Raw genomic sequence first — 24,183 nt, forward strand, 5'->3', positions numbered from 1 at the left:
CAATCCGAGCCGCTAGGCGAGGTATTGCGCGAGGTCACAACAACCCCTCCGTCTCGTCCCGCCCGAACATCAGGTTCAGCGACTGCACGGCCTGCGACGACGTCCCCTTCCAGAGGTTGTCGATCGCGCCAAAGGCCAGGATCTTGCCCGTGCGCGGGTCCTCCTGGACGTTGATCGCGCAGAGGTTGGTCTCGCGCACGTCGCGCACGCCGGGCGGGCGGGTGACGACGTCGACGAACGGCTCGGCCGCGTAGGCCTCCTCGTAGAGCTCGATGATGTCGTCGACCTCGGCGCTGCCGGGCGTGACGTAGCAGGACACCAACTCGCCCTGGTCCAACGGGAGGAGGTGCGGGGTGAAGGTCACTTGAATGCCCTTCGCGCCCTGGGCGTCCAACTCCTGGTCGATCTCCGGCGCGTGACGGTGCGTTCCCACCCCATAGGGGGTGACGTTCTCATCGACGGACACGAAGTGCGTCTTCTGCGTCGCGCCGCGACCAGCCCCGGACACGCCCGACTTGGCGTCGATGACGACATCGTCCAGCAGGCCGGCGCGCGCGAGCGGCGCGAGCGTCAGGATCGCCGCGGTCGGGTAGCAGCCCGGCCCGGCGACCAGGTCGGTCTCGGCGATCTGCGCGCGGTACAGCTCGGGCAGCCCGTAGACCGCCTCGGAGATCAGCTCCGGGTGCGGGTGCTTGACGTAGTACTCCTCGTAGGTCGCCAGGTCGCGCAGCCGGAAGTCGGCGCTCAAGTCAATGACCTTGACTCCGCCTTCGAGCAGCTCGGCGACCAACGGGGCGCTCGCGCCGTGCGGGTAGGCGACGATCGCGGCGTCGACGTCGCCGTGGCGGTCGAGGTCCAGTTCCTCCAGCGTCAGCGGGACGCGGTGGTGCGGATACAGCTCGCTGAGCGGCTTGCCGGCGTCGCTGCGCGACGTGATCGCGCTGAGGTTGAAGTACGGGTGGCGGTCGATGATCCGCGCCGCCAGCGCGCCGGCGAAGCCGGACGCGCCCGCGATCAACACGGTGGCATTGGCTTGGTCAGCCACGGAGCTCACCTCCGACCGAGGACAGCGCCGCCACCACCTTCGCGCGCACGGGCGCGACGTCGTCGTCGCTCAGGGTCCGGTCGGGCGCCTGGAACGTCAGCGCCAAGGCCATCGACTTGCGTCCCTCGCCGACCTGCTCGCCGCGGTAGACGTCGAAGACGCGGACGCCCTGCAGCAGCTTGCCGCCGGCCTTCTCGACGGCGCCGAGCACGGTGTCAGCGCTGACGTCGTCGGCGACGATCACCGCGAGATCCTGGCGGACCGGCGGGAACGACGTGAGGTCCTCGTAGCGCGGGACCGCGACGGCATGGGCGACGACGGCGTCGAGGTCGACCTCGAACGCGGCGACGGTGCCGTCCAGCTCCCAGGCGCGGGCGACGAGCGGATGCAGCTCGCCGACCCAGCCGACGACCTCGTCGTCCGGCCCGGCGACGACGGTGGCGCTACGACCGGGGTGCAGGAACGGCTGCGGCTCGGCGCGCACCGACCACTGCACGCGCAGGGTGTCGAGCGTCGCCGCGAGCAGGCCCTTGGCGGAGAAGAAGTCCGCGGTCTTGGGCTGGCCGCTGTCGCCCCACGAGGGCGCGCTCAGCCGGCCGTGGACGACCGCGCCCAGCGAGCGGTGCTCGTGCGGCAGGGTCTCTTCGGGACGCGCCACGTACACCGCGCCGGACTCCAGCAGCGTGAGGTCCGCGTTGCCGCGCGCGACGTTGTGGCGCACCGCGTCGAGCAAGGACCCCAACACGGTCGTGCGCAGGACCGAGTGGTCCTCGCTCATCGGGTTCTGCAGCGCGACGAACGACCGGCGCGGGTCGCCTTCCGGCAGGCGCAGCTTGTCGGCCACGCCCGGCTCGGTGAACGACCAGCCGACGATCTCGTAGGCGCCGCGACCGACGAGCGCGTCGACCGCGCGGCGCCGCATCCGCTGCTCGCTCGACATCCGCCCCGCGGTGCCGCGCCGCTTGGGCAGCGTCGCCGGGAGCTGGTCCAGCGCGAAGCGACCGACCTCTTCGACGAGGTCCGCCTCGCGCGTGACGTCGTTGCGCCGGAACGGCGGGACGGTCACGTCGAGGCCGTCGGGCGCGTCCTCGACGGAGAACCCGAGCGCGGTGAGCGTCGCCTTCTGCTTGGCCCGCGGGATCACCAACCCCAACAACGCCGCGACCTTGGACTCGCGCAGCCGGATCGTCGCGTTCGGCCACGGGTCCGTCGCGAACGGGCCGGCGTCGATCGTGCCGCCGGCGACGGTGGCGCCGGTCAGCTCGATCATCAGCTGGGTCGCGACCGCTTGGGCCTCCATGGCCTGCTCGGGCGCGAGGCCGTCGGAGAAGCGGCTCGACGCCTCGGAGCGCAGCCCGAGCTTGTTGGACGTGCGGTGGATGTTCGGCCCGACCCAGGAGGCGACCTCCATCAGCACGCGCGTGGTGTCGTCTGAGACCTCCGACCGCGCGCCGCCCATGACGCCGGCGATCGACGTCGGCCCGTCAGCGTCCTCGATGACCAGCATCTCGCTGTCGAGCGTGCGGGTCTGCCCGTCGAGCGTCTCGACCTGCTCGCCGTCGCGCGCCCGCCGGACCGTCAGCTCGCCGCCCGCGACCTTGTCGAGGTCGAACGCGTGCAGCGGGTGGCCCGTGAGCAGCATCGCGTAGTTGGTGATGTCGACGACGTTGGAGATCGGGCGCAGGCCCGCGGCCAGCAGCCGCGCCTTCAGCCAGCGCGGCGACGGCGCGATCGTGACGTTCTCGAAGACGCGCGCGGTGAAGCGCGGGCACAGGTCGGGCGCCTCGACGCGCACGTGCGCGCCGGGGACGTAGCCGCTCGTGCCGGGATCCTCCGTCCACGGCGGCGGGGCGAGCGGAGCGCCGGTCGCGGCGTGCACCTCGCGCGCCAGCCCGTAGACGCCCAGGCAGTCCGGGCGGTTGGGCGTGATCTCGAACTCGATCACCGCGTCGAGGATCGGCAGGACGTCGGCCAGCGGCGTGCCGGCGGCCAGCTCGTCCTCCAAGACCATGATCCCGCCGGCGCGCTCGCCCGCGAGGCCGAGCTCGTCCTCGCTCAAGATCATGCCGTTGGACTCGACGCCCCGCAGCTTGGCCTTCTTGAGCTTGGTGCCGTCGGGCATGATCGCGCCCGGCCGCGCCACGGCGACCGTCTGGCCGGCGGCCACGTTCGGCGCGCCGCAGACGATCTGCTGCGGCTCCTCGCCATGGCCTACATCAACGGTCGTGACGTTGAGGCGATCGGCGTCCGGGTGCTTGCCGCACGACAGCACCTTGCCGATGACGAAGTTCGCGCCCTCGCCACCGACGCCGTGCGCGTGGATGGCCTCCACCTTGGTGCCGGAGATCGTGAGGAGCTGCTCGAGCTCTTGCAGGCTGACGTCAGGCGCGCAGTACTCGCGCAGCCAGCTGTAGGGAACCTTCATCCGAACTGCTCCAGGAAGCGCAGGTCGTTCTCATAGAACAACCGCAGGTCGCTGACGCCGTGCTTGAGGAACGCGATCCGCTCGATGCCCATGCCCCAGGCGAAGCCCTGGACCTTCTCGGGGTCGTAGCGGTCGTCGTTGACGTAGGAGTACACGTTGGGGTCCACCTCGCCGGCGCCGAGGATCTCGATCCAGCCCTCGCCCTTGCAGAGCGGGCAGCGGGAGCCGTCCTTCAGCCAGCCGTTGTTGCAGTTGAAGCACGAGACGTCGACCTCGACCGACGGCTCCGTGAACGGGAAGAAGTGACCGCGCAGGCGCACGTCGCGCTCGTCGCCGAAGATCGCGCGGGAGAACTCCAGCAGCGTGCCCTTCAGGTCGGCCAAGGTGATGTCCTCGTCAACGGCAAGGCCTTCAACCTGGTGGAACTGGGGCGTGTGCGTGGCGTCGTTGTCGCGCCGGTAGACGCGGCCGGGGATGACCACGTACAACGGCGGCGGGTGGGCCTCCATCGCGCGCACCTGCATCGGCGAGGTGTGCGTGCGCAGCACGGTGTCCTCGGAGACGTAGAACGTGTCGGCCAGCCCGCGCGCGGGATGCGTCGGCGCGTGGTTGAGCGCGTCGAAGTTGTAGTGGACGGTCTCGACCTCGTTGCCCTCGACGACCGTGAAGCCGAGGCCGACGAAGACGTCCTCCAGCTCGCGCCAGGTCTGCGTGATGAGGTGCAGGCGGCCGACGGGCTGCAACGGGTCGCCGGGCAGCGTGACGTCGACGCGGTCGCGCTCGAGCTTGGCGTCCAGCTCGGAGGCGTCGAGCCGCTCGACCGCCGCGGTCAGCTTGGCTTCCAACGCCTTGCGAACCTCGTTGGCGCGCTTGCCGACCTGGCCGCGCTCCTGCGGCGGCAGCTCACCGACGCCGCGCAGCAGGTTCGGCAGCTCGGCCTTGCGGCCCAGCAGGCGAACGCGCAGCTCCTCGAGCTGCTCGGTGCTGCCCGCCGCGTCGATCGCGGTCAGGCCCTCGTCATGGATCTCTTCGATGCGTTCGATCACGGTGCGGTCTCCGGGTGCTGCGGGGTGACCCTACTCAGCTCGTACAAGGCCAGCGTGGCGGCCATCGCGGCGTTGAGCGACTCGTTGGCGATGGGGATGTGCGCGGCGCGGTCGCACGCGTCGAGCACGTCCTGGGACAGGCCGGCGCGCTCGGCGCCGACGACGATGGTGGTCTCGGTTCCTGCCGGACCGATCAGCGGCGCTCCGCGACGGGCGTCGAGCGCGACGGTCTCCCCCGGCAGCTCGTCGACCGACGTCACGCGCGCGACCGGCACGACGAAGATCGCGCCCATCGAGGCGCGGACGGCCTTCGGGTTGTAGGGGTCGGCGGTCTCGGGGCCGAGCGCCACGCTGGTGGCGCCAAACGCATGCGCGGCGCGCAGGACGGTGCCGACGTTCCCGGGGTCCTTGATCCCCCACAGCGCAACGCACAGCGGGCCGACGGGCCGGTCCAGCCAGCGCTCCTCGAAGACGCCGAGCGCGCGCGTGCCGGAGGCCAGCGTTGAGATCTTCGCCAGCGCGTCCTCGGTCACCTCGACCCCGGCGCGCAGCAGATGCACGGGGTTCCAACCCGCATCGGACGCCGCGGCCAGCAGGTCCTCGCCCTCGGCGAGGAAGCGGCCGCGCTCGCGCCGGCTGCCGAGCCGGCGGATGTCCTTCAACAGCGGGTTGTGATGGGAGGTGATCAAGGGAGTGCGGTTCGGGCAAAAAGAAGGGCGCCGTTCCGATCTCGGAAGCGGCGCCCTTGAGAGCTTGATGTCGGCGGATCTGCGCTACGCAGCGGCTGCCGACGCCTCACGGGCGGCCTCGGCAAATCGGCGGAACGTCTCGGGATCGCGCACGGCGATGTCGGCCAGCACCTTGCGGTCCAGCTCGATCCCGGCCAGCTTGAGGCCGTGGATGAACTCGCCGTAGGACAGGCCGTTCAGGCGCGCGGCCGCGTTGATGCGCGTGATCCACAGGCGACGGAAGTCGCGCTTGCGGTTGCGGCGATCGCGGTACGCGTAGGAGTCGGCCTTGGTCAAGGCCTCCTTCGCGCGCTTGTAGTTGGAGTTCGCCTCGCCGCGGAAGCCCTTGGTGAGCTCCAGGGTCTTGCGACGCTTCTTCTTCGCGTTGACGGAGCGCTTGACGCGGGTCACTTCTTCTTCGCTCCCAAGAGGGTCTTGACGCGGGGCTGGTCGTGAGGAGAGAGCACGAAGTCGTTGCCCTTGTCGCGCTTCTTCTTCGGCGACTTCTTCTCAAGGATGTGGCTCGTGAAGGCGTGGCGAGCCTTGACCTTGCCCTTGGCGGTCAACTTGAAGCGCTTCTTCGCGCCGGAATGGGTCTTCATCTTCGGCATGACGGAGCGACCCAGTATGTCACGGAGGCGCGGAATTGCGCGGTCCGGGGGCGGTGGGCCGTTGCTTTAGCCTAGCAACGTGGCCGCCACCACCCTCTCCAGCAGCCTGATCGGACGCGACGCGGAGCTGGCGGCGCTGAGAGAGGCGGTCGGCGAGGCCGCTGAGGGCAAGCCGTCGCTGGCGTTCGTCGCGGGCGAGTCAGGCCTTGGGAAGTCCCGGCTGTTGACCGAATTGGCGCGCTGCGCGCGGGAAGACGGCGCGCGTGTGCTCAGCGGCGAATGCGTCGAGCTGGGCGACGGCGAGCTGCCCTACTCGCCGCTGGTCGGCGCGCTGCGCCCGCTGGCGCGTGCGGGCGACCCGGCGCTGCTGGAGCTGGCGCCGGCGGCGCGGCGCGAGCTGGCCGCGCTGCTGCCCGGGCTGGACGGCGGCGATGACGCGGGACCGGCGGGCGGGTCCGGGTTTGATTCCGAAAGGCGGTCGGAATCGCAGGCGCGGCTGTTCGAGGCGCTGCTCTCAGCGCTGGACCGCCTGGGCCGCGACGCGCCGGTCGTGCTGATCGTCGAGGACGTTCACTGGGCGGACCGCTCGACGCGCGACTTCCTGTCGTTCCTCGGGCGCAACCTGGCCGACGAGCGCGTCGTGGTGGCGATGTCCTACCGGCCTGACGAGCTGCATCGTCGCCATCCGCTGCGGCCCCTGCTAGCGACGCTGGAGCGCACGCCGCGCGCCCGGCGGGTCGAGCTGGCCGGCCTGACGGCGCCCGACGTGCGCACGATGGCGCGCGAGGTGCTGGGCTCAGAGCCGTCCGAGGAGCTGGTCGAGCGGCTCGTGCGACGCTCGGACGGCAACGCGCTGTTCGTCGAGGAGCTTCTCGCGGCTGGGCCCGGGCCTCTGGCGCCGTCGTTGGCCGACGCGCTGATGGTCCGCGTCGAGCGGCTGCCGGTCGCGGCGCAGGAGGTCGTCCGGGTCCTGTCCGTGGCCCAGCCGGCCGACCACGCGTTGATGGAGTCCTTGGAGGTGGCGGACGAGAGCGGGCTGCGGTCCGCGCTGCGCGACGCGATCGCCGGCCACGTCGTCGCCGTCGACGGCTCAGACCGCTACGTCTTCCGCCACGTGCTGCTGCGCGAGGTCGTCTACGACGACCTGCTGCCCGGCGAGCGCGCTGAGCTGCACCGCACGGTCGCGCGGTCGCTGGAGGCGCGGCTGCCGGGCGAGGCCGGGCCGGGGCTGGCCGCGGCGGTCGCCCACCACTTCTACCGCTCAGGTGACCAGCCGGAGGCGCTGCGCACCGCGATCCTCGCGGCCGACGCCGCGACCGCCGCGCACGCCGAGGCGGATGCGGCCGGCTTCCTGGAGCGGGCGCTGGAGCTGTGGGAGCGGGTCGTGGAGCCCGAGGCGCTGGTGGGCGTCGCGCGGTTCGATCACGTCGATCTGCTGACCGCGGCCGCGCGGGCGCACCGCAACACCGACGACGCGCGGCGAGTGACGCTCTTGAACGAGGCGCTGCGCGAGGCGCGCGCCGCCGACGTCGAGGACCCGCGCGTGCCGCTGCTGCTGCAACAGCGCGCGATGGCCGAATGGGGCCTGGGCCGCGGCGAGGCGTCGCGCGCGTCGCTTGACCTGGCGCGACGACTGCTGCCCGAAGACGCGCCGCCCGAGCAGTGGATCGCCTTGGCGATCGGCCGGATGAAGCTCGCGACGCTGCAGTCGCGCTACTCCGAGTCGATCGCGCTGTCGGAGGAGGTGCTCGCCCACCTGCCCGACGGCCGCGAAGGCCAGGTGCTCAAGTGCGAGACCTACAACAACTTCGGGCTCGCGCTGATCATGACCGACCGCCACGAGGAGGGCGTGGCGGCGCTGCGCGAGTCGGCCGATCTGGCGCGGGCGATCGAGGACTACGTGTTGCTCGGCATCGCTTACGTCAACCTGGCCGACGCGCTGCACCTGTCCGGGCGCTCGGACGAGGCGCGCACGGTGGCCGAGGAGGGTCTGGCAGAGGTCGACGCGGCGGTGCCGGGCCGAGCGTGGCTGCCGACGTTTGCGGCGGAGATCGCGATCGACCGCGGCGAGTTCGACGCGGCGACCGAGTACCTGCGGACCGTCGGGCGCGCCACGGGCAACACGCGCGTCAACATCGAGCTGCGCCGCGCCGAGCGCGCGCTGTCGATCGGCGAGGACGAGGCGGCGCAGGGCTTCCTGGAGGAGGTCGAGGCGTTGTTGGTGGACTCGCTGGAGCCGCAGTTCGTCGCGGTGGCGGGCGTGCTGCGCGCCGAGCTGGATCGCCGCGGTGGGCGGCTGACGAGCGCGCGCGAGGCGGTCGAGAGCGCGCTGGAGCGGTTGGAGTTCTGCAGCGACGACACCGTGCGGTTCGCGCGGCTGGCGGCGACGGGCGTGGCGGTCGAGGCGGACGCGGCGCAGCGCTGCCGCGACCTCGGCGACACTGACGGCGAGGCGGACGCGATCTTCCGCGCGGGCCTGATGCGCGAGCGCGCGGAGGCCGCCGCGGCCGCGGGCCGACCGGTCGAGAGCGCCTACGCGGCGCTGGCGTGCGCGCACCACTTCCGCGCGACCGGGGACGATCCGGGCGAGGCGTGGGGACGGGCGGTTGAGCTGTGGTCGGCGCTGGACCGGCCGTTGTTGGTGGCCTGCGCGCGACGCTGGGCGGCCGAGGCGTGCTTGGCCAGCGGCCGGCGCGAGGGCGCGGGCGAGGCGGCCGGCGAGGCGCTGGCGATCGCGCGGCGGATCGGGTCGCTCTGGCTGGTCGGTGAGCTCGAGGGCCTGATCGCGCGGGCGCGCTTGTCGATCGACTCGGGGTCCTCCCTGGGCGCCGCGGCTGCTGCGACGGCCGCTGACGCCGACGACGATCCGTTCGGGTTGACGCCGCGCGAGCGCCAGGTGCTGACGCTTGTCGCTTCGGGCGCGACCAACCGCGAGGTCGGCGACCGCCTGTACATGGCCGAGAAGACCGCGTCGGTCCACGTCTCTCGGATCCTCGCCAAGCTCGACGTGCGCTCGCGCACGGAGGCCGCGGCGGTCGCCCACCGCCTGGGCCTGGCCGGCGAGGCGGACGACGGCGCGACGCCTTAACGCGAAGGGCCCCTCCGCTCGCGCGAAGGGGCCCGGTCGCTTCAGTCTCTGGTTGAGAGGCGGCTAGGACGCCGCGGGCTGCTCGCCGTCGGCGGTCGGCGCGACTTCGGCATCGGCCTCAGCGGCCTCCGCGTCGTCGTCGTCCGCCTCAGGGGCCTCGTCGACCTCGGCCTCGTCGACCTCAGCCTCAGGGGCATCGGCCTCGGGGGCGTCGGTCTCGGGAGCCTCGGCGACGGGCGTCTCGGCGCCGTCCTCCGGCTCCGCGGCACCGTCGTCCGCAGGCTTCTCGCTGTCCAGCGTCCCCGCGAGGACGGCCTTGGAAGGGCCGAGCATCATCGTCATGTTGCGCCCATCGAGGTTCGGGCGCTGCTCGATGATCGCCAGCTCCTGAAGCTCCTCGGCAAGCCGGTCGAGGATCATGCGACCCCGCTCCGGATGCGTCACCTCGCGGCCACGGAACATGATGGTGATCTTCACCTTGTCCTTGTGGCGCAGGAACCGCTCGACGTGACCCTTTTTGGTGTCGTAGTCGTGCTGGGCGATCTTCGGCCGGAACTTGATCTCCCGGATGACGATCTGCTGCTGGTGCTTGCGCGCCTGCTTGACCTTCTGGGCCTGCTCGTACTTGTACTTCGAGTAGTCCAGGATCCGGCAGACGGGCGGGCGCGCCTCGGGCGCAACCTCCACCAGGTCGAGGTCGCGTTCCTGCGCCATGCGCAGGGCCTGATCGGTCTTCATGACGCCGATCTGCTGGCCATCGTCACCGATGACGCGAACTTCGGGCACACGGATGCGCTCATTGACGCGGGTCGTGTCCCGCTCGGGCGGGCGCCGGTCGAATCTACGAGGGACCGGCACTAGCTGTGATGTCGGCCGGCCGTCAAAGCGCGGGGGCCGACTGTGTCGTGATGCAAGTCAACGGATCCGAGTATAGACGGAACGACGAAGCCGCAACGACCGATGTTCGAAGGGCTTCAGGACGGTGGTCTGCTGCCGACCATCCTGGGTGGTGGCACGTCGAGGTCCCACGACCCCTGCCCGCGCGCGTGCGGGAGCGCTGATCCGGGAGGCGCCGGACCATTACGCGCTGCTCGACGCGCGGCTTGTCGGACGCCTGGCAGGCTTCCTGTACTGCTGCGCAGGGATCATCGCTGCGGCCCTGCTGGCGCTGAATCCGCCGACCGAGGCCGCCGGCCTGGGCCGTGCCGGCTGGATCCCAGCGGTCGTGTTGGTGACGCTCGCGTTCGTCTTCGGCCTGCTGATGCTCGCCAACCGGCGTCCGCTGCCGCCGCCGCTGATCTTCGCGGTCGCTTTGAGCGGCCCGCTGATGCTCGCGCTGCTGCAGTGGCTGTCGGGACCGAGCAGCTCGTTCGCCCAGATCCTGATCCTGAGCGTGGTCTGGTGCGGGGTCGTCCTGCCGGGAGGCCGGCTCGCGATCGTGCTGGCGATCAACACCGCCGTCGTCTTCCTGCCCGCCTTCAGCGACGCATGGAACGCCCAGGCGATGTTGCCCGGGCGCGTCGCGACGGTTGGGATCGTCTGGGCGTTGGCCAGCGTCTGCCTGATCCACGCGACGCGGATGCGCGACGTGCGGCGCTCGCTGAGCGCCTCGGCGGCCGAGGCGGACACGCTCGCCCGCGTCGACGCGCTGACGGGGTTGGGCAACCGCCGGGCGCTGGACGAAGGGCTCGTGGTGTTGGTCGCGACCGCGATGCGCACCGGCCGACCGCTCTCAGCGTTGGTCGGCGACCTCGACGGCTTCAAGCAGATCAACGACCGCCACGGCCATGGGGACGGCGACCGCATCCTCGCCGAGGTCGCGACGACCATGCGCGACCTCGTGAGGCTGCCCGACGCCTGCTTCCGCTGGGGCGGCGACGAGTTCGTCGTGCTCCTGCCCGATACGCCACTAACCGACGCCGAGCAGGTTGCCGAGCGCATCTCCGCGACCGTGTTCGGGCACGTGACCACCGCCTCCGGCGAGCCGGTCCGCATCACCTTCGGCTGTGCCGAACGCGTCGAGCACCAGACCGGCGCCCGCCTCCTGGCGATCGCCGACGCGGCGCTGCTGGCCGCCAAGTCCGCCCAACGCGCCTAAGCCCTTGCGCACCGCGCTCGACGTCTTCCTGCTGGTCGACGGCCTGACGCTCATCGCCGCCTCCCGGATCCTCGCCGACACCTTGAAGCTCCCGGGCAACCGCTCGACGGCCGTCCGCCTCCTCGGCCTCGCCGACGACCCGGCGTCGGCCACATGGCGCTTCGTGTCGTCGGTCATCGCCGGCGTCATCCTTGCCGCAAGCGGGTTGACCGACATCTTCCACTGACCTCGAGCGTTCAGGCTGCTGGTGGTGCGATCTACCGCGTAGTACGTCCGCACAACACGCACACGGACCACCGGCGACGTACCTCGGTTTTTCAACCGTTACTGACTACGGCGTGTCCGCCCGATTGGGGCCGACCGCCCGGCCGCAAACTTTCGCATGTCCTCGTTGAGGAAGGAGACCACGCGAAGCCGATCCTCTCCGATCACGTGCAACTGGTTGGGGTAGTTGGTTGCGCGATGGTAGGTACGCCATCGAACTGGCTCGACTCCGATCGACTGAACCCCATCGTTGGTGATCACTTTGAGGTCATCGTCGGTCTCGACGACAATTCCAAACGGTGCGACGTCACCGTCTGTCACGGCAGCATCGGTTTCCAGGTTCTCAATGCCAACATTCCGCAGACGCTTGCTCAACAGATCCGCCCGACCGTCGTACCGCACAATCTCGAGCTGTCTGTGGAACGCACGGCAGACAAGGCCTTGGCCTGCCCAGGAGAACCCATGTCTGACGCCGTTGATTAGCGGGGGAGCGTCATAACGAGACTCGATCCGAAGCCCGGCGTCACCAGCGTCAGCGGTTTCTGAGGGCGCCGGGTCGACGTCCAAAGATGCAGGTTCCGGCGTCGGCGACCAGGAAGCGCGGACAAGCCGGTCCAGCTCGTTTCGTCCCTCCTCGTCAAAAAGAGCCTCATCGTCCAACGCTGCCTCAAACGTTCTGATCGTCTGGCGCCCGCGCGTCGCATCTTCGCGCTTGGTTTGAGAGAAAACGGCCAAGGCCCCAGCGTGCACATGAGACGACGCATAGATGCTCGTCCGAAGCCAACTGCAAGCGGCGAAGTCCCCACGAAGGACTTCTTGAGGCTCCTCCAAACGTTCGGCCCACGACCGCAACCGCGCCTGACGGAGGCCATCCGAACCAGCAGCGACCGCGAGCATGCCAGCACCGCTAGCGCGTAGGCGTACTGCCTCCCCGTCCCACTGCCGGACCGTGCCTCCGCTGAGACGGTTCCGATCCACCATGCCAAGACCTGTCTCGCTAGCCGTATAAATCCGCGAGCGATGAATCTCGAGGTCGCTGATGGCTTCAGGCACTCCGCGGCGGTATCGGCCTACGACCGCCCGCTCAAACTGGTCCGGAGTCACCTCCAAGTCGCTGGCGGCGAGGCGATTGATCTTGTCGGTGAGTAGCTGACCGATCTCCGGATCTCTAACGAGACGCGCCCAATCATCTCCGTAAAGGAATCTCGCATCCACAAATGCGAGTTCCAGCCCGAGGCGATCCTCCCGTCTATCGACCAGGGATTCCACCAGCGTCGGCCAGTCAACTACGACAACGTCACCATCTATCGTGATGAGGTAGAGACGACCTGAATAGAGATATGCGTCCCACCAGTCCCCTGGTACGTCAAGCACAACGGGACTCGGCCCTCGGGTCACATCGGCCGACATGGCTTCTTCCTAAGGACGCGATCGATCGCCAGCTTGCTGATGTGGCCTTGCTTATGCCATTCCCTCAGAATCCTGACTTCGGGAGCGTCACCTCGCTGCCGACGGACGATGTCGGCGGGGTACCCGTGCCATGGCACGCGCTTCCCGACGAACTTGGCCCACCAAAGCTGGCGCTCTCCATCAGCAGAGACACCGAGTTCGAGCGCAGGTTCGCCGTTCTCTGCGTGAATACCCCACGCGACTTCGCTGTCGACGCCGATCCAATCGTTGTCCCACGCCCTGGCAAAGGTAGTTCGCTCCTCGTCGAGCGTGATGGACCACTGTGACTTGTCAGGTGCGTTATTCCGATGCACCGGATAAGGCTCGTATGGGGGGACAAGATCGCTCAAAGCGCGCGCCACGCTATCCGAAGTCCGGATCGGAGAGCACCACTGAACGCGGGTTTTCAGCCAAAGGGCGGCTCTTTCAGGCGACGGTGGAGCGGTCCTCGACGCACACACTGCTTTGCAGCCACCGCTGTCGAGCGGCGAGGAGAAAGTCTGCGTGTAAAGCAGCTCTCCGTTCATAGCTCTTACTGGCTTACCCTTGAGAAGCGGCCAATTCGTTCCGCTCGGTGGCGATGAGGTCGTCGATCTTGGTGATGAAGTCCTCGACGGCGAGGGTGCCTTCGTCGCCGCCCTTGTGGCGGCGGACGGAGACGGAGGAGGATTCGGCTTCGCGGTCGCCGATGATCAACATGTAGGGGATCTTCGAGATCTCGGCATCGCGGATCTTGCGGCCGGTGGACTCGGTGCGGTCGTCGACCTTCACCCTCACCCCGGCGGCGCGGAGCGTCGCGGCGACCTCGTGGGAGACGTCGTTGTGGCGGTCGGCGATCGGCAGCAGGATTGCCTGGGTCGGCGTCAGCCAGAGCGGGAACTCGCCGGCGTAGTGCTCGATCAAGATCCCGATGAAGCGCTCGAAGGACCCCAACAAGGCGCGATGGATCATCACCGGGCGGTGCTCGGCGTTGTCGGCGCCCGTGTAGGTCGCGTCCAGCCGCTCGGGCATCTGGTAGTCCAACTGGACCGTGCCGAGCTGCCAGGAGCGGCCCAGGGAATCACGCATGTGCAGGTCGATCTTCGGCCCGTAGAAAGCGCCGTCGCCCGGGTTGACCTCGTACTCCAGCCCCTGGCGCTTCAAGGCGTTCTCCAGCGCCAGCTCGGCGTGGTCCCAGACCTCCTCGGCCCCGAGGCGCTTCTCCGGCCGCGTCGACAGCTCCAACTTGGGCTCGAAGCCGAACAGCTTGTAGATGTCGAACCCGAAGTCCAGGCAGCCGACGACCTCGTCCTCGATCTGCTCCTCGGTGCAGAAGATGTGGGCGTCGTCCTGGGTGATGTGCCGGACGCGCATCAGCCCGTGCAACGTCCCGGACGGCTCGTGCCGGTGGACCAGGCCCTGCTCGGAGAAGCGCAGCGGCAGATCCCTATAAGAACGGCGGACGTCCTTGAACAGCTGGACGTGCCCCGGGCAGTTCATCGGCTTCAGGCCCATGGGCCGGTCCTCGATGTCCGTGAAGTACATGTTGTCGCGGTAGTTCTGCCAGTGGCCCGACGCCTTGAAGAGCTCGACGTCCCAGAGGATCGGCGTCTTGACCTCCTCGTAGCCGCGACGCCGGTTCTCCGTCCGCCACAGGTCCGTGAGCTGGTTCCAGATCGCCATCCCCGGCGGCTGCCAGAGCGGCATGCCCGGCGCCAGGTCCGAGAACGTGAACAACCCAAGGTCCTTGCCCAACCGCCGGTGGTCGCGCGCGCGGGCCTCCTCCAACATCCTCAAGTACGCGTTCAGCTCCTTCTGCTTGAAGAACGCCGTGCCGTAGACGCGCGTCAGCATCTGGCGGTCGCTGTCGCCGCGCCAGTAGGCGCCCGCGACCGACTGGAGCTTGAACGCCCCGATCCGCTTGGTCGTCGGCGCGTGCGGTCCGCGACAGAGGTCCGTGAACGGGCCGTTGGTGTACAAGGACACCGTGTCGACGCCCTCGTTCTTGACCAGGTCCTCGATCAGCTCGACCTTGTAGTCCTGGCCCTGGTCGCGGAAGCGCTCCAGCGCCGCGTCGACCGACATGACCTCGCGCACGAACTGCTCGTCGGCGTCGACGTGCTCGCGCATCTTCGCCTCGACGGTCTCGAAGTCCGCGTCGGAGAACTGCACGCCCTCCGGGAAGTCGAAGTCGTAGTAGAAGCCGTTCTCGATCGCCGGGCCGATCGAGATCTTCACGCCCGGGTAGAGCTCCAACATCGCCGCGGCCAGGACGTGCGCCGTGTCGTGGCGGATCAGCTCCAGCGCATCGGCTCCCGAGCGGTCGGTGACGATCTCCAGCACGGCGCCATCCGGCAGCGGCGCTGAGAGATCCTGGGTCGTCCCGTCGACCTTCACCGCCAGGGCCGCCTTCGCGAGCCCAGGCCCGATGGCAGCGGCCGCGTCAGCGCCCGTGGCGCCGTCGTCGAGCTGTAGTTCCTTGCCGTCCGGGAGCGTGACCTTCATGCCTTCGCATCCTAGGCGAGACCGCCCTGCCGCCCGGCTGTGGAATCGAACTCGCTACCGTTCTACAACCGGTTCTGCGCGAGGCGCCTCACTTCCCGTGACGCCCCAGACCGGTCCAGAGACACCACGACGCGGCTCGGACGCGTGCGCCACACGGGCGTTCCGTCACTACCGCTGCAAGGAGGGAAACCGCCCATGCGATCTCCCGCGCTCACCACCATCACGCTCGCCGGCGGCGCCCTGGCCGCCACCGCCGCGCCGGCCTTCGCCGCGAGCCCGCTGCACCCCGCACTGCCCACCGCGAAGACCGGCCTCGCGCCGCTCGTCAGCATCACCAAGACGCCTTTGGTTTCAAGGGACATCGCGCTCGCCAAGCGCGTCGCCCACGTCCGTGGCCGGACGCTTGAGTCCAGCTACCGAAAGACCGCGCGCTCGATGTCGATCACGACGCTCCGGCGCCATCACCGCCACCTCAAGCGCGAGCTGCGCATCGCGCGCCGCGCCCGCGCCGCCGAGCGCTCCGTCGCCTCGCCCCAACTGGAGGCGATCGCCGCCTGCGAGTCCGGCGGCAACCCCAACACGGACACCGGAAACGGGTTCTACGGCAAGTACCAGTTCACCCTTGCCACCTGGCAGGCGGTCGGCGGCTCCGGCAATCCCGCGCGCGCGCCCGAGGGCGAGCAGGATCGCCGCGCGCAGATGCTGATGGATCGCGCGGGCCCGGGCCAGTGGCCCGTGTGCGGCCGGTAGGGCTCGTAGTCTGGGCGGCATGGACGCCGCCCACAGCCTGCGCTCGCAGTTCCCGGTCCTGGAACGCAATGCCTACTTGAACGCCGGCACCTGCGGGCCGGTGCCGGAGACGGCGCATGCGGCAGCGCTGGACGCCTGGGCGTACGCGACCAACGAGGGCCGCAGCGGCGCGTTCTACGAGCGGCTCGTCCCGCTGGCCGAGGAGCTGCGCACGCGCTACGCACGGCTGTTGAACGCCGCGGCCGACGACGTCGCGCTGACCGCGGGGACCAGCGACGGCTGCGCGCACATCGTCGCCGCGCTGGGCCTCCGTGAAGGCGACGAGGTCGTCACCGCCGACGACGAGCACCCTGGCCTGACCGGCCCGCTCATCGCCGCCCGCCAGCAGCGCGGCGTGACCGTCAAGGCCGTGCCGCTGGCGCAGATCCCGGACGCGATCTCCGACACCACCACCTTGGTCGCCTGCTCGCACGTCTCGTGGCACAGCGGCGCGGTCGCGCCGGTCGCGGAGATCGTGGCGGCCGCCGCGCGCTTCGACATCCCCGTGTTGCTCGACGGCGCCCAGGGCGTCGGCGCGATCCCGCTGGACGTCGCTTCGTTCGGCGTCCAGTTCTACACCGGGTCGGGCCAGAAGTGGCTCTGCGGCCCGGTCGGCACCGGCATGTTGTACGTGTCGTCCGAGTGGACCGAGCGCCTGGGCTCCCCCGCCCCCTCCTACGGCGGCCTGACCGATCCCGCGGCCGGCCTGGCGAGCGGGCTAGTGGCCAACGCGCGCCGTCACGACACGCCGCTGCGCGACCTCTCGATCGTCGCCGCCGCAGTCGCCGCGTTCGACGTCCTGGACGCGTTCGGATTCCAAGCCCTACAAGAACGCGCGGCCGGGCTAGCGGCGCAACTGGCTGATGCGCTGCGCGAGCGCGGCGCGACGGTGATCGACCGCGGTCCGACCACGCTCGTCGCCTGGGACGCCGGCAGCGATGAGGCCGCCATCGCCGCCCGCGACCGCCTCCAGGCCGCCGGCGTCACGATCCGCGACCTACCCGGCGCGGGGCGCCTGCGCGCGTCGGTCGGCGCGTGGAACGACGAGGACGACCTCGACCGCTTGCTGTCCGGGCTGGACGCGGCGGCGCAGGCGTAGGCCACCATGTCGCTCCCGAGCGTCGCCGTCCTGATCGCCGCCTACGAGGCCGAGCCGTTCGTCGGCCAGGCCGTCCGCAGCGCGCTCGCGCAGGACTACCCGGCCGACCGCCTGCACGTGGTCGTGGTCGACGACGGCTCGACGGACGGGACCGCGGCGGTGGTGCAGCAGCTCGTGGACGAGCAGCCCGAGCGCCTCACACTGATCCGCCAGGAGAACCGCGGCAGCGTCGGCGCGGTCTCGCGCGCGGCCGCCGCACCCGCCGCGCTGGAGGCCGACCTGCTCGCGATCCTCGACGCCGACGACGCCTGGCCCGCCGGGAAGATCGCCGCCCAGGTCCAGCTGCTGGCCGAGCGCCCCGAGGTCGGCCTCGTCTACGGCGACATGGCGGTGATCGACGCCGCCGGGACCGTCGTGCAGTCGTCGTGGCTGGCAGGTGAGACGCCGCCGCAGGGGCGCTCAATCTCGCGCTTCCTCACCCAGAATCTCGTGACCGGGTCCTCGATCGTCGTCCGCGGCGAGCTGCGCGACCGCCTCTTTCCGATCCCCGTCGAGATGGCGTGGGCCGACTGGTGGCTGGCCGCGCGCACCGCCCAGCACGCCGAGATCGCCTACAACCCGCTCCCGCGCACGCTGTACCGCTTCCACGGCACCAACATGTCGCTCGGGGCTCAGGGTCCCGCGCGGCTGCGGGAGCTGCGCCGCGGGCTGGCACTACAGCGCTGGTTCCTGCGGCGGTTGGGGATCGAGCAGCCTGTAGAAGAACTGGAGCGCTGCTGGGACGCCTTCGCGCGCCTGGCCGCCGAGGCGCGCGAGGCCGCCGGGACGCCGTTCGCGGCGCTCATGGAGGTCACGGCGCAGGACGCCGACGTGGCGCGCGGCCTGACGGAGGAGGCTCGCGCGGCGATCAGCGACGATCCCCACCGCGCCCTTGCGCTCGCGCTGAACGCCGCCGCCGCCAACCCGTTTGACGCCACCGCTCGCGCTGCCCTCAACGCCGCGCGCGCGACGCTCGGTCCTGACGCCGTGGGCCCTCAGCCGTTGCGCGGCGCGCGCGCCATCGTGCTCGCGCTCGACGCCGACGACGTCGTCCGCGACCCCACGCTGCTGCGTGCCGCCGCCGAGCTCGTCGACGGCCTGGACGACGTCACGATCGCCATCGACGCCCAGTCCTTCGACCCCGCCGAGGCCGCCGACCGGATCTCCGCGCTCGCTGCCGAGCAGGGGATCGAGGACGCTGTCGACCTCGCGCTGGTCACCGGCCCGCTAGACGAGCTCGGCGCCGCGCGGCTGGCGCACGGCATCGCCCTCCGCGTGAGCACGCGCCGGCCGCAGGAGGCCGGACCGGCGAGCGCCAGCCACCCCACATGGCTGCCGCTCGCCGACCTCCCCGCCGCCCGCGACCTGCTGCTCAGCAGGCGGGCAGCGCCGCCTGCGTAACGGGATTCAGGCAGCTCGTCTGACGCTTGGGCTTCGCGCTCGCCCGCACCGTCAGCTTCTCCACCCGCACCGCGACCGCGGCGCCCGCGGCCACCTTGACCTCGAGCACCGTCCCCACCGGGAGCTTGGCCAGCTTGAAGGCCTTGGTCGCCAAGGACAGGATCTTGCCCTCCTTCGCCTTCGCCGAGGTCGAGGCGAACGGGCAGCCCTTGGCCTTCTTGGGGGCCTTGCAGGTCAGCGTGACCGTCGCGCCGCCCGGCGCGCCCGTCAAGGACAACTTGGAGAAGATGGTGGTCTTGGCCCCGGCCGTCTGCGCGAAGGCCAGCGCGATCGCCGGCGAGGTCAGCGACGCCGCCAGCCCGTCGCAGTCATCGTCCTTGCCGTTGGCCGGGATCTCGCGGGCGCCCGGGTGGACGGCCTTGTCGTGGTCGTCGCAGTCGGCGCCGAGCGGGCTGCCGTCGCCGTCGGCGTCCACGGCACCGCCGCCGCCCGCCGCGCCGCCACCGCCACCGCCACCGGCGCCGCCTCCACCCGCGACCGTCGCCGCATCAGCCGACTCGCACGAGTCCGCCGCGTCGAGCTGGTCGAGCACCGCGCTGTCGGCACCGTCGCCGCAGGAGACCAGGTCGGCGGCGCCGTCCCGCGCGTTGATCACGTCACCGTCGGCGCCCCCGACCAGCAGGTCAGAACCGCCGCCGCCGTCCAGCGTGTCCGCGCCCGGGCCGCCGTAAAGCTGGTCGGGTCCGCCCGCGCCAGACAGCGCGTCGCCGCCGCTGCCACCGTCGACACGCTCGACGTCAGCACCCACGTCGTCGCTCTCGCCGACCTGCCCATCGTTGGCACCGGCGCCGATCGTCACGGCCACCGGCGCGGTGTAGGTCGCATAGGTCAGCTGGTCGATCCCCGGGCCGCCGCGGTAGACGTCGGCGCCGAGGTTGGCGGTGATGACGTCGTCGCCCGCGCCGCCGTCGATCGTGTCGTCGCCGAAGCCGCCATCCAGGAGGTCGTCGCCGTCGCCGCCGAGCAGGATGTCGTTGCTGCCGTCCGCGCCGCGCAGCGTGTCGCGTCCGGAGCCGCCGTAGATCTCGGCGTGCATGCCGATCGGCAGCGTCGGCGCCGCGGCGATCGTGTCGTCGCCCGGTCCGAGGTCGATCACCAGCTTGGTGATGAAGTCGACCGCGCAGGTCACGTTGTTGGCGTTGCCGGTGCAGCCCAAGCCGGGCGCGAGGCTCTCGCCCGCGGTGCGGTCGATGCCGAGCTTGCCCGCCGTCAGCTTGTAGGCCAACGCGTCGTTGGGCGTCACGGCGGTGGACGTGACGGTGATCGTGTCCGCGGCCGTCTTGGCGACGGTGATCGCCGCCGAGGCGGGCGCGGTGCCGACGACGGCCATGAGGGCAGCGGCCGCCGGCAGGACGAGGAGCCTGCGCATGACGGGCCAGAGTAGGGATGTCAGTGCTCAGACTGGACGAGTGACCGATGCGCGGAACGACATCGGGTGATGACACGAACCATCTTCCGGGGTATGGTCGCCGCTGAGTTGTCCGAAGCGCTCTGCGTTGCGTTGCGGACACCTTCGAGCCCACGGGGCACCACAGGGCCGGCTCCTCAGGTGAGCGGGGAGCCGGCTCTCCCGTGCCGTGGCCGTGGTCAGGCGGGCGCGGGCTCAGCTTCAGCGTCCGGGCCCATGGCCTCCTCGACCTCCGGCCCCGGCGTGAGCACCGCGCCCGCCACCACCGCGGCGAAGCCGGCGAGGCGGAAGACCAAGGACGTGGTGTCGCTCGGGAGCGGCTCGCCGAAGACGATGGGACCGGCGGCGATCGTCACGACGTTCGCGGCCGCCGAGGTGATCGCGATGACCGCGACGGCGGGACCGATCTGCAGCGAGCGAGCGGAGACCACCAGGCCGATCAGGCTCAGGATCGTGATCGTCGCGGCCTCGGGCGTGAAGAACGCCAGCAGCCAGCGGTCGATGAGATCGGCGGACGCGGCCTTGATCGTCACGTCGCTGCCGCCCCACAGCAGGCCGGCGGCGAACGCCAGCGCGGGCCCGGTCCGCAATGTGCCGGCAGCCGCGCAGCAGGCGGCGGCCCCGGCGGTGAGGACCCCGACGTAGATCCACAGCGTGGCGGCGTCGAAGTCGCGGTGGGCGTCGTGGCCGGAGTCGCCGAGCGTCGCAGCAAGCGCCGTGAGACCGGCGGCGGTGATCCCGACGCCGATCCAGTCGCGCCGCGTCGTCGGCAAATGGAAGACCTTGCCTGCCAGCGGCGTCAGCAGCACCAGGCCGCCGGCGATCACCGACTGCACCAGGCTGATCGGCGCCATCGCCAGCGCGGCGACGTGGAAGACCCAGCCGCCGGTGGCGACGATGATCCCGAGCGTCCACCAGCGGTTGGAGAACAGCGCCTTGGTTGATCGCCACGGGTGGCGCAGCTGGACTTCGGGCGCGTCGACCGCGCCGCGCTGCTTGAACAGGAAGCCGAGCAGCCCGACGACCGAGCAGCAGAGCGCGAGCAGGAGCCCGATGGCGACGGGGAAGGACAAAGCTCGCTGAAGGCTAGGGCGCTAGCGCTTCTTGGTGCTCTTGGCCTCGTTGAGCGCAACGGCCTCTTGGAGGAGCGCGGTGAGCGCCGCCTCGTCGACGGCGTCGCCCTCGTGGAAGTCGATCGCGCGGCGGACGTTGCCGTCGAGGCTGGAGTTGAAGAGCTTCGACGGGTCCGTGAGCGACGCGCCCTTGGCGAACGTCATCTTCACGGCGTTCTTATAGGTCTCGCCGGTGCAGATGATGCCGTCGTGGTACCAGGTCGGCACGCCGCGCCACTTCCACTCCTCGACGACGTCCGGATCGGCGGCCTTGACGATGCCGCGTAGCCGGGCGAGCAGCTCGCCACGCCAGTCGCCCAGCTCCTCGATGCGCGCGTCGATCAGCTCGGCGGGGGACTTGGTCTCGTCGGTCACCCGCCGAATGCTAATCGTGTGGGTCAGCGGCGGACCAGCGTCACCCAGTACGGCGCCGGGGCCGGGTCGGTCGTGCCGAAGCGCGCGTTGACCGCGTAGAGCTCGCCGCGGAGAGCCGCGATCGTGCTCGGGACGTCGAAGCCGGTGGACTTGATGGTGGTCACCACGGCGCCGCTGGCGAGATCTTCGGCGAGGCGGACGACCGCGATCTGGTTGAGGCGGTTCTGGACGACGTAGAGGGTGCGGCCGTCGCCATGGCCGGCGCCGTCGCCCAGGAGAAGACCGTCGCCGTTGGTCAGCGCGGTGCCGCCGAGGTCGACCTGCTGCGCGTCGCCGTTCTTGGGGTCGATCTTCCACAGCCGGCCGGCGTTGGACTGGACGGCGAGCAGCGTGTCGTCGGGCGCCGCCACGATGCCGTTGAGGTTGTTGCCGTCCTCGAGCGGGACGTTGGGCACCTCGATCGTCCGTGCCTCGCCCGAGCGCAGGTCGACCGCGTAGATCGCGCTGCGGCGCGAGTCGGTGAAGTAGGCGGTGGAGCGGGTCAGAGCGATGTCGTTGACGAACGTCTCGGCTCCGGGTTGCGCGAGCTGAAGCTGCGCGACGTCGGTGCCGCTGCGCGCGTCGTAGATGAAGGCCTTGCCGGTCGGGCCGCCGGCGACGACGAGGCGGTCGCGCTTGTTGTCGTACTTCAGGCCGATCGCGGCGCGGCCTTGCTGGCCTGCGACCACCGGCGTCGTCTTGCCGCTGCGCGGGTCGAGCTTGAGGACCGCGCCGGTCGGGATCGAGCCGACGTAGAGGTCGCGGCCGCGCGCTGCCGCGATGCCTTCCGGCTGCCAGCCGGCCGGCAGGTCGAGCCGGTCCGCGAGACTCGCGCGCGGCGCACCGCCGTGCCTGTCGCCTCCGTGCCGCTCGCCCCCATGCCCCTTGCGCTTGTCCGCAGACGCTCCCGTGACGGCGGCGACCGCCAGCGCGATGGCCGCGAACAGTGCAACGACGAACCTGATCCTCATGGTGACCCTCCCGGGGCGGCTTCGGACGACGGGCTTCGTGTGACGTGGTCTTCACCGCCTGAGGCCCTCACGCGCCGAACCTTCCGCTGCGTGTCCTGCGCCGGACCCCGCGCCGCGCCCGCGTTCTACGCTGCGCGCTTCATGGTCACGCTCGAACCGCTGACCGACGCCAACCGCGCCTCCGCCAAGGCGCTGCGCGTCGCTCCCAGTCAGGAGCGCTTCGTCTCCACCGTGGCCGAGTCCCTGCGCGAAGCCGCCGAGCATCCTGATGCGCGCCCGATCTGCTGGGTCATTCACGCCGAGGCGGTGCCCGTCGGCTTCGCGATGATCGCCGACGACGTGGGCAGTCCGGAGTACATCCCCCACTTCCTCTGGAAGCTCCTCATCGACCAACACCACCAACATCGCGGCCACGGCACCGCGGCCCTCGACGTCATCGTCGACCACTTCCGCACCCACTCGACCGCCGAGGCGCTCACCACCTCCGCCCACCCCGGCGCCGGTAGCCCGATCCCGTTCTACGAGCGCGACGGCTTCGTCCGCACCGGCGAGCTGAACGGCGACCAGGAGCTCCTCCGCCTACCGCTCGCCCACTGACCGACCACAGCCGAGACCCAGGGGGAGCCGCGCTGACAACGCGAGAACGCGAGGCACATCCCGGAGCGAGCTTTCCGTGATGGAACCACCAAGTCGTCGAGAGGTGGCTCTAGATGTCGGACCACGTCCCCCGGTCTTCGATCTCCGGCATCGGCCCTTTGAGCCAGCCCATGGGAAAAGCGTGCTCCCAGAAATCTAAGAGCTCGCGGCGCATGTCCTCTGAGGCATCTGCTCGATCAGGGGCAGTACCTCCGAACATCTCCAGCCGTGGGGCCTCTGTGACGCGGTTCCCTTCATGAACGACGTACGACGTGTAGCGACCGGCAGAGCTCGTCCAGTATGCGTGGATGAGCGCTTGGTAGTTGCGGCCTTGGATGTCCCGATATTGGAGCAGGACGACCATGCTGTCGGGCTCGGTTGCGAACCCGAGATGTGCCTTGACGCTTCGGCGCGGCGGCACGGATGAGTAGACGATGTGGTCGAACACCCCGTATGCGCCATCGTCGGTCTCCCCAACGGCCTGCGCCTCTTCTTGGTGCTCGTCATCGACGTGCTGCGCCGAGTACTCCTCGAGCTCCTGATCGTCCGCCCAGAGGATCTGAAGGAGTGACAGGTCGACATCGATGGCGGGATAGTCACCGGGGTTGGAGACGCGCACATAGGCTGTTGTCCCGTCGCGCGAGAACTCACAGCCGACGGGCGGGAACGTCATGAGGCGGAACTGCTCCATCTGGCTTGCGCTCTGCACGTCGACCGACCGTTCCGCGGCGACGGCGGCACGCAGCGCAGCTTCAGCGGAATCCCGGGCGTCCGACCGTTGAAGCACTGCGACACCGAAGACCAAGACCGCGCCCACCGCCGCGACCGATTGTGCGATCGCGGCGATCGCCGTCCAGTCGGTAGCGAAGATGTGCATCGCTGGATCTTGGCGTGCCATCTGGACGTCGCCACCGCCCATGGGCCTGCGGCCACCACGGCAGACGAATGCGCCGGATTGGCTGACGGCGACCAGCGCCGCTTTGCAGCAGGTCGCCCCAACGCGAAAACCCCGCCAG

The 24,183-nt window shown here is 70.3% G+C and carries 22 protein-coding genes; 7 read left to right on the forward strand and 15 right to left on the reverse strand.

Annotated features, from left to right (window positions below; all coding sequences use genetic code 11):
- Positions 1-34: 34 nt before the first annotated feature.
- The 6 genes from argC to rpmI all read right to left on the reverse strand — a co-directional run bounded on the left by argC (position 35) and on the right by rpmI (position 5,855).
- The gene (gene argC, locus ACT01A_RS03945; RefSeq protein WP_445150943.1) at positions 35-1,045 is read right to left on the reverse strand and encodes an N-acetyl-gamma-glutamyl-phosphate reductase; all 1,011 of its coding nucleotides are present in this window, start codon (positions 1,043-1,045) and stop codon (positions 35-37) included.
- A complete protein-coding gene (gene pheT, locus ACT01A_RS03950; protein ID WP_445150944.1) occupies positions 1,038-3,470 on the reverse strand; it encodes a phenylalanine--tRNA ligase subunit beta in 2,433 nt (810 codons plus the stop codon). The genes argC and pheT overlap by 8 nt, the downstream gene beginning before the upstream one ends.
- The gene (gene pheS / locus ACT01A_RS03955; RefSeq protein WP_445150945.1) at positions 3,467-4,516 is read right to left on the reverse strand and encodes a phenylalanine--tRNA ligase subunit alpha; all 1,050 of its coding nucleotides are present in this window, start codon (positions 4,514-4,516) and stop codon (positions 3,467-3,469) included. Before pheS ends, pheT begins: the two co-directional genes overlap by 4 nt.
- Complete coding sequence (locus ACT01A_RS03960; RefSeq protein WP_445150946.1) at positions 4,513-5,205, reverse strand: TrmH family RNA methyltransferase; 693 nt, start codon at positions 5,203-5,205, stop codon at positions 4,513-4,515. Before ACT01A_RS03960 ends, pheS begins: the two co-directional genes overlap by 4 nt.
- An 84-nt stretch (positions 5,206-5,289) precedes the next feature.
- A complete protein-coding gene (gene rplT, locus ACT01A_RS03965; protein WP_028075194.1) occupies positions 5,290-5,655 on the reverse strand; it encodes a 50S ribosomal protein L20 in 366 nt (121 codons plus the stop codon).
- Positions 5,652-5,855 (reverse strand): 50S ribosomal protein L35, encoded by a 204-nt coding sequence (gene rpmI / locus ACT01A_RS03970; protein ID WP_445150947.1) that lies wholly within the window; start codon positions 5,853-5,855, stop codon positions 5,652-5,654. Before rpmI ends, rplT begins: the two co-directional genes overlap by 4 nt.
- A gap of 79 nt (positions 5,856-5,934) precedes the next feature.
- Here rpmI and ACT01A_RS03975 point away from each other — a divergent pair, with 79 nt between their 5' ends.
- Entirely contained in the window at positions 5,935-8,943 is a 3,009-nt protein-coding gene (locus ACT01A_RS03975; RefSeq protein WP_445150948.1) for a helix-turn-helix transcriptional regulator, read from the forward strand.
- A 63-nt stretch (positions 8,944-9,006) separates the two neighbouring features.
- Here ACT01A_RS03975 and infC read toward each other — a convergent pair whose 3' ends face one another.
- Positions 9,007-9,801, reverse strand: a complete 795-nt coding sequence (gene infC / locus ACT01A_RS03980) for a translation initiation factor IF-3 (protein WP_445150949.1) — start codon at positions 9,799-9,801, stop codon at positions 9,007-9,009.
- Between the two features lie 151 nt (positions 9,802-9,952).
- Here infC and ACT01A_RS03985 point away from each other — a divergent pair, with 151 nt between their 5' ends.
- Together ACT01A_RS03985 and ACT01A_RS03990 are read left to right on the forward strand one after the other, a co-directional pair.
- Positions 9,953-11,041 (forward strand): GGDEF domain-containing protein, encoded by a 1,089-nt coding sequence (locus ACT01A_RS03985; RefSeq protein WP_445150950.1) that lies wholly within the window; start codon positions 9,953-9,955, stop codon positions 11,039-11,041.
- A gap of 4 nt (positions 11,042-11,045) precedes the next feature.
- Positions 11,046-11,267 carry a hypothetical protein gene (locus tag ACT01A_RS03990; RefSeq protein WP_445150951.1) on the forward strand — a complete coding sequence of 74 codons (222 nt, stop codon included), beginning with the start codon at positions 11,046-11,048 and terminating at the stop codon, positions 11,265-11,267.
- A 98-nt stretch (positions 11,268-11,365) separates the two neighbouring features.
- On the opposite strand, the gene ACT01A_RS03995 is transcribed toward ACT01A_RS03990, so the two are convergent.
- The 3 genes from ACT01A_RS03995 to thrS form a co-directional block, all read right to left on the reverse strand.
- Positions 11,366-12,715 (reverse strand): hypothetical protein, encoded by a 1,350-nt coding sequence (locus ACT01A_RS03995; RefSeq protein WP_445150952.1) that lies wholly within the window; start codon positions 12,713-12,715, stop codon positions 11,366-11,368.
- Positions 12,700-13,104 (reverse strand): hypothetical protein, encoded by a 405-nt coding sequence (locus tag ACT01A_RS04000; RefSeq protein WP_445150953.1) that lies wholly within the window; start codon positions 13,102-13,104, stop codon positions 12,700-12,702. The genes ACT01A_RS03995 and ACT01A_RS04000 overlap by 16 nt, the downstream gene beginning before the upstream one ends.
- 190 nt (positions 13,105-13,294) lie before the next feature.
- On the reverse strand, positions 13,295-15,238 hold the full coding sequence (gene thrS / locus ACT01A_RS04005) for a threonine--tRNA ligase (RefSeq protein ID WP_445150954.1): 1,944 nt from the start codon (positions 15,236-15,238) through the stop codon (positions 13,295-13,297).
- Between the two features lie 195 nt (positions 15,239-15,433).
- On the opposite strand from thrS, the gene ACT01A_RS04010 reads away from it, so the two are divergent.
- Genes ACT01A_RS04010 through ACT01A_RS04020 form a run of 3 tightly spaced genes read left to right on the forward strand, consistent with a single transcriptional unit; the run spans position 15,434 to position 18,566 of the window.
- Complete coding sequence (locus ACT01A_RS04010; RefSeq protein ID WP_445150955.1) at positions 15,434-15,988, forward strand: transglycosylase family protein; 555 nt, start codon at positions 15,434-15,436, stop codon at positions 15,986-15,988.
- Between the two features lie 19 nt (positions 15,989-16,007).
- Positions 16,008-17,126, forward strand: a complete 1,119-nt coding sequence (locus tag ACT01A_RS04015; protein WP_445150956.1) for an aminotransferase class V-fold PLP-dependent enzyme — start codon at positions 16,008-16,010, stop codon at positions 17,124-17,126.
- A gap of 6 nt (positions 17,127-17,132) precedes the next feature.
- Positions 17,133-18,566: a glycosyltransferase gene (locus ACT01A_RS04020; protein ID WP_445150957.1), complete on the forward strand. Its 1,434-nt coding sequence runs from the start codon at positions 17,133-17,135 to the stop codon at positions 18,564-18,566.
- On the opposite strand, the gene ACT01A_RS04025 is transcribed toward ACT01A_RS04020, so the two are convergent.
- The 4 genes from ACT01A_RS04025 to ACT01A_RS04040 form a co-directional block, all read right to left on the reverse strand.
- Positions 18,538-19,995, reverse strand: a complete 1,458-nt coding sequence (locus tag ACT01A_RS04025; RefSeq protein ID WP_445150958.1) for a MopE-related protein — start codon at positions 19,993-19,995, stop codon at positions 18,538-18,540. The two genes, ACT01A_RS04020 and ACT01A_RS04025, sit on opposite strands and share 29 nt — an antisense overlap.
- A 218-nt stretch (positions 19,996-20,213) precedes the next feature.
- Positions 20,214-21,107 carry a DMT family transporter gene (locus tag ACT01A_RS04030; RefSeq protein WP_445150959.1) on the reverse strand — a complete coding sequence of 298 codons (894 nt, stop codon included), beginning with the start codon at positions 21,105-21,107 and terminating at the stop codon, positions 20,214-20,216.
- A 21-nt stretch (positions 21,108-21,128) separates the two neighbouring features.
- On the reverse strand, positions 21,129-21,521 hold the full coding sequence (locus tag ACT01A_RS04035) for a DUF1801 domain-containing protein (RefSeq protein ID WP_445150960.1): 393 nt from the start codon (positions 21,519-21,521) through the stop codon (positions 21,129-21,131).
- Between the two features lie 23 nt (positions 21,522-21,544).
- The gene (locus ACT01A_RS04040) at positions 21,545-22,531 is read right to left on the reverse strand and encodes an outer membrane protein assembly factor BamB family protein (RefSeq protein WP_445150961.1); all 987 of its coding nucleotides are present in this window, start codon (positions 22,529-22,531) and stop codon (positions 21,545-21,547) included.
- Positions 22,532-22,672: 141 nt separating this feature from the next.
- On the opposite strand from ACT01A_RS04040, the gene ACT01A_RS04045 reads away from it, so the two are divergent.
- A complete protein-coding gene (locus ACT01A_RS04045; protein WP_445150962.1) occupies positions 22,673-23,128 on the forward strand; it encodes a GNAT family N-acetyltransferase in 456 nt (151 codons plus the stop codon).
- A gap of 109 nt (positions 23,129-23,237) precedes the next feature.
- Here ACT01A_RS04045 and ACT01A_RS04050 read toward each other — a convergent pair whose 3' ends face one another.
- Complete coding sequence (locus tag ACT01A_RS04050) at positions 23,238-24,044, reverse strand: hypothetical protein (RefSeq protein ID WP_445150963.1); 807 nt, start codon at positions 24,042-24,044, stop codon at positions 23,238-23,240.
- Positions 24,045-24,183: the final 139 nt, after the last annotated feature.

This window comes from Baekduia sp. Peel2402, from assembly GCF_052567285.1.

Bases quoted from the DNA above. Each gene is read 5' to 3' on its own strand.
- pheT (WP_445150944.1), bottom strand. From the start codon at position 3,470: ATGAAGGTTCCCTACAGCTGGCTGCGCGAGTACTGCGCGCCTGACGTC.
- rpmI (WP_445150947.1), bottom strand. From the start codon at position 5,855: ATGCCGAAGATGAAGACCCATTCCGGCGCGAAGAAGCGCTTCAAGTTG.
- ACT01A_RS03995 (WP_445150952.1), bottom strand. From the start codon at position 12,715: ATGTCGGCCGATGTGACCCGAGGGCCGAGTCCCGTTGTGCTTGACGTA.
- thrS (WP_445150954.1), bottom strand. From the start codon at position 15,238: ATGAAGGTCACGCTCCCGGACGGCAAGGAACTACAGCTCGACGACGGC.
- ACT01A_RS04010 (WP_445150955.1), top strand. From the start codon at position 15,434: ATGCGATCTCCCGCGCTCACCACCATCACGCTCGCCGGCGGCGCCCTG.
- ACT01A_RS04015 (WP_445150956.1), top strand. From the start codon at position 16,008: ATGGACGCCGCCCACAGCCTGCGCTCGCAGTTCCCGGTCCTGGAACGC.
- ACT01A_RS04020 (WP_445150957.1), top strand. From the start codon at position 17,133: ATGTCGCTCCCGAGCGTCGCCGTCCTGATCGCCGCCTACGAGGCCGAG.
- ACT01A_RS04025 (WP_445150958.1), bottom strand. From the start codon at position 19,995: ATGCGCAGGCTCCTCGTCCTGCCGGCGGCCGCTGCCCTCATGGCCGTC.
- ACT01A_RS04040 (WP_445150961.1), bottom strand. From the start codon at position 22,531: ATGAGGATCAGGTTCGTCGTTGCACTGTTCGCGGCCATCGCGCTGGCG.
- ACT01A_RS04045 (WP_445150962.1), top strand. From the start codon at position 22,673: ATGGTCACGCTCGAACCGCTGACCGACGCCAACCGCGCCTCCGCCAAG.
- ACT01A_RS04050 (WP_445150963.1), bottom strand. From the start codon at position 24,044: ATGCACATCTTCGCTACCGACTGGACGGCGATCGCCGCGATCGCACAA.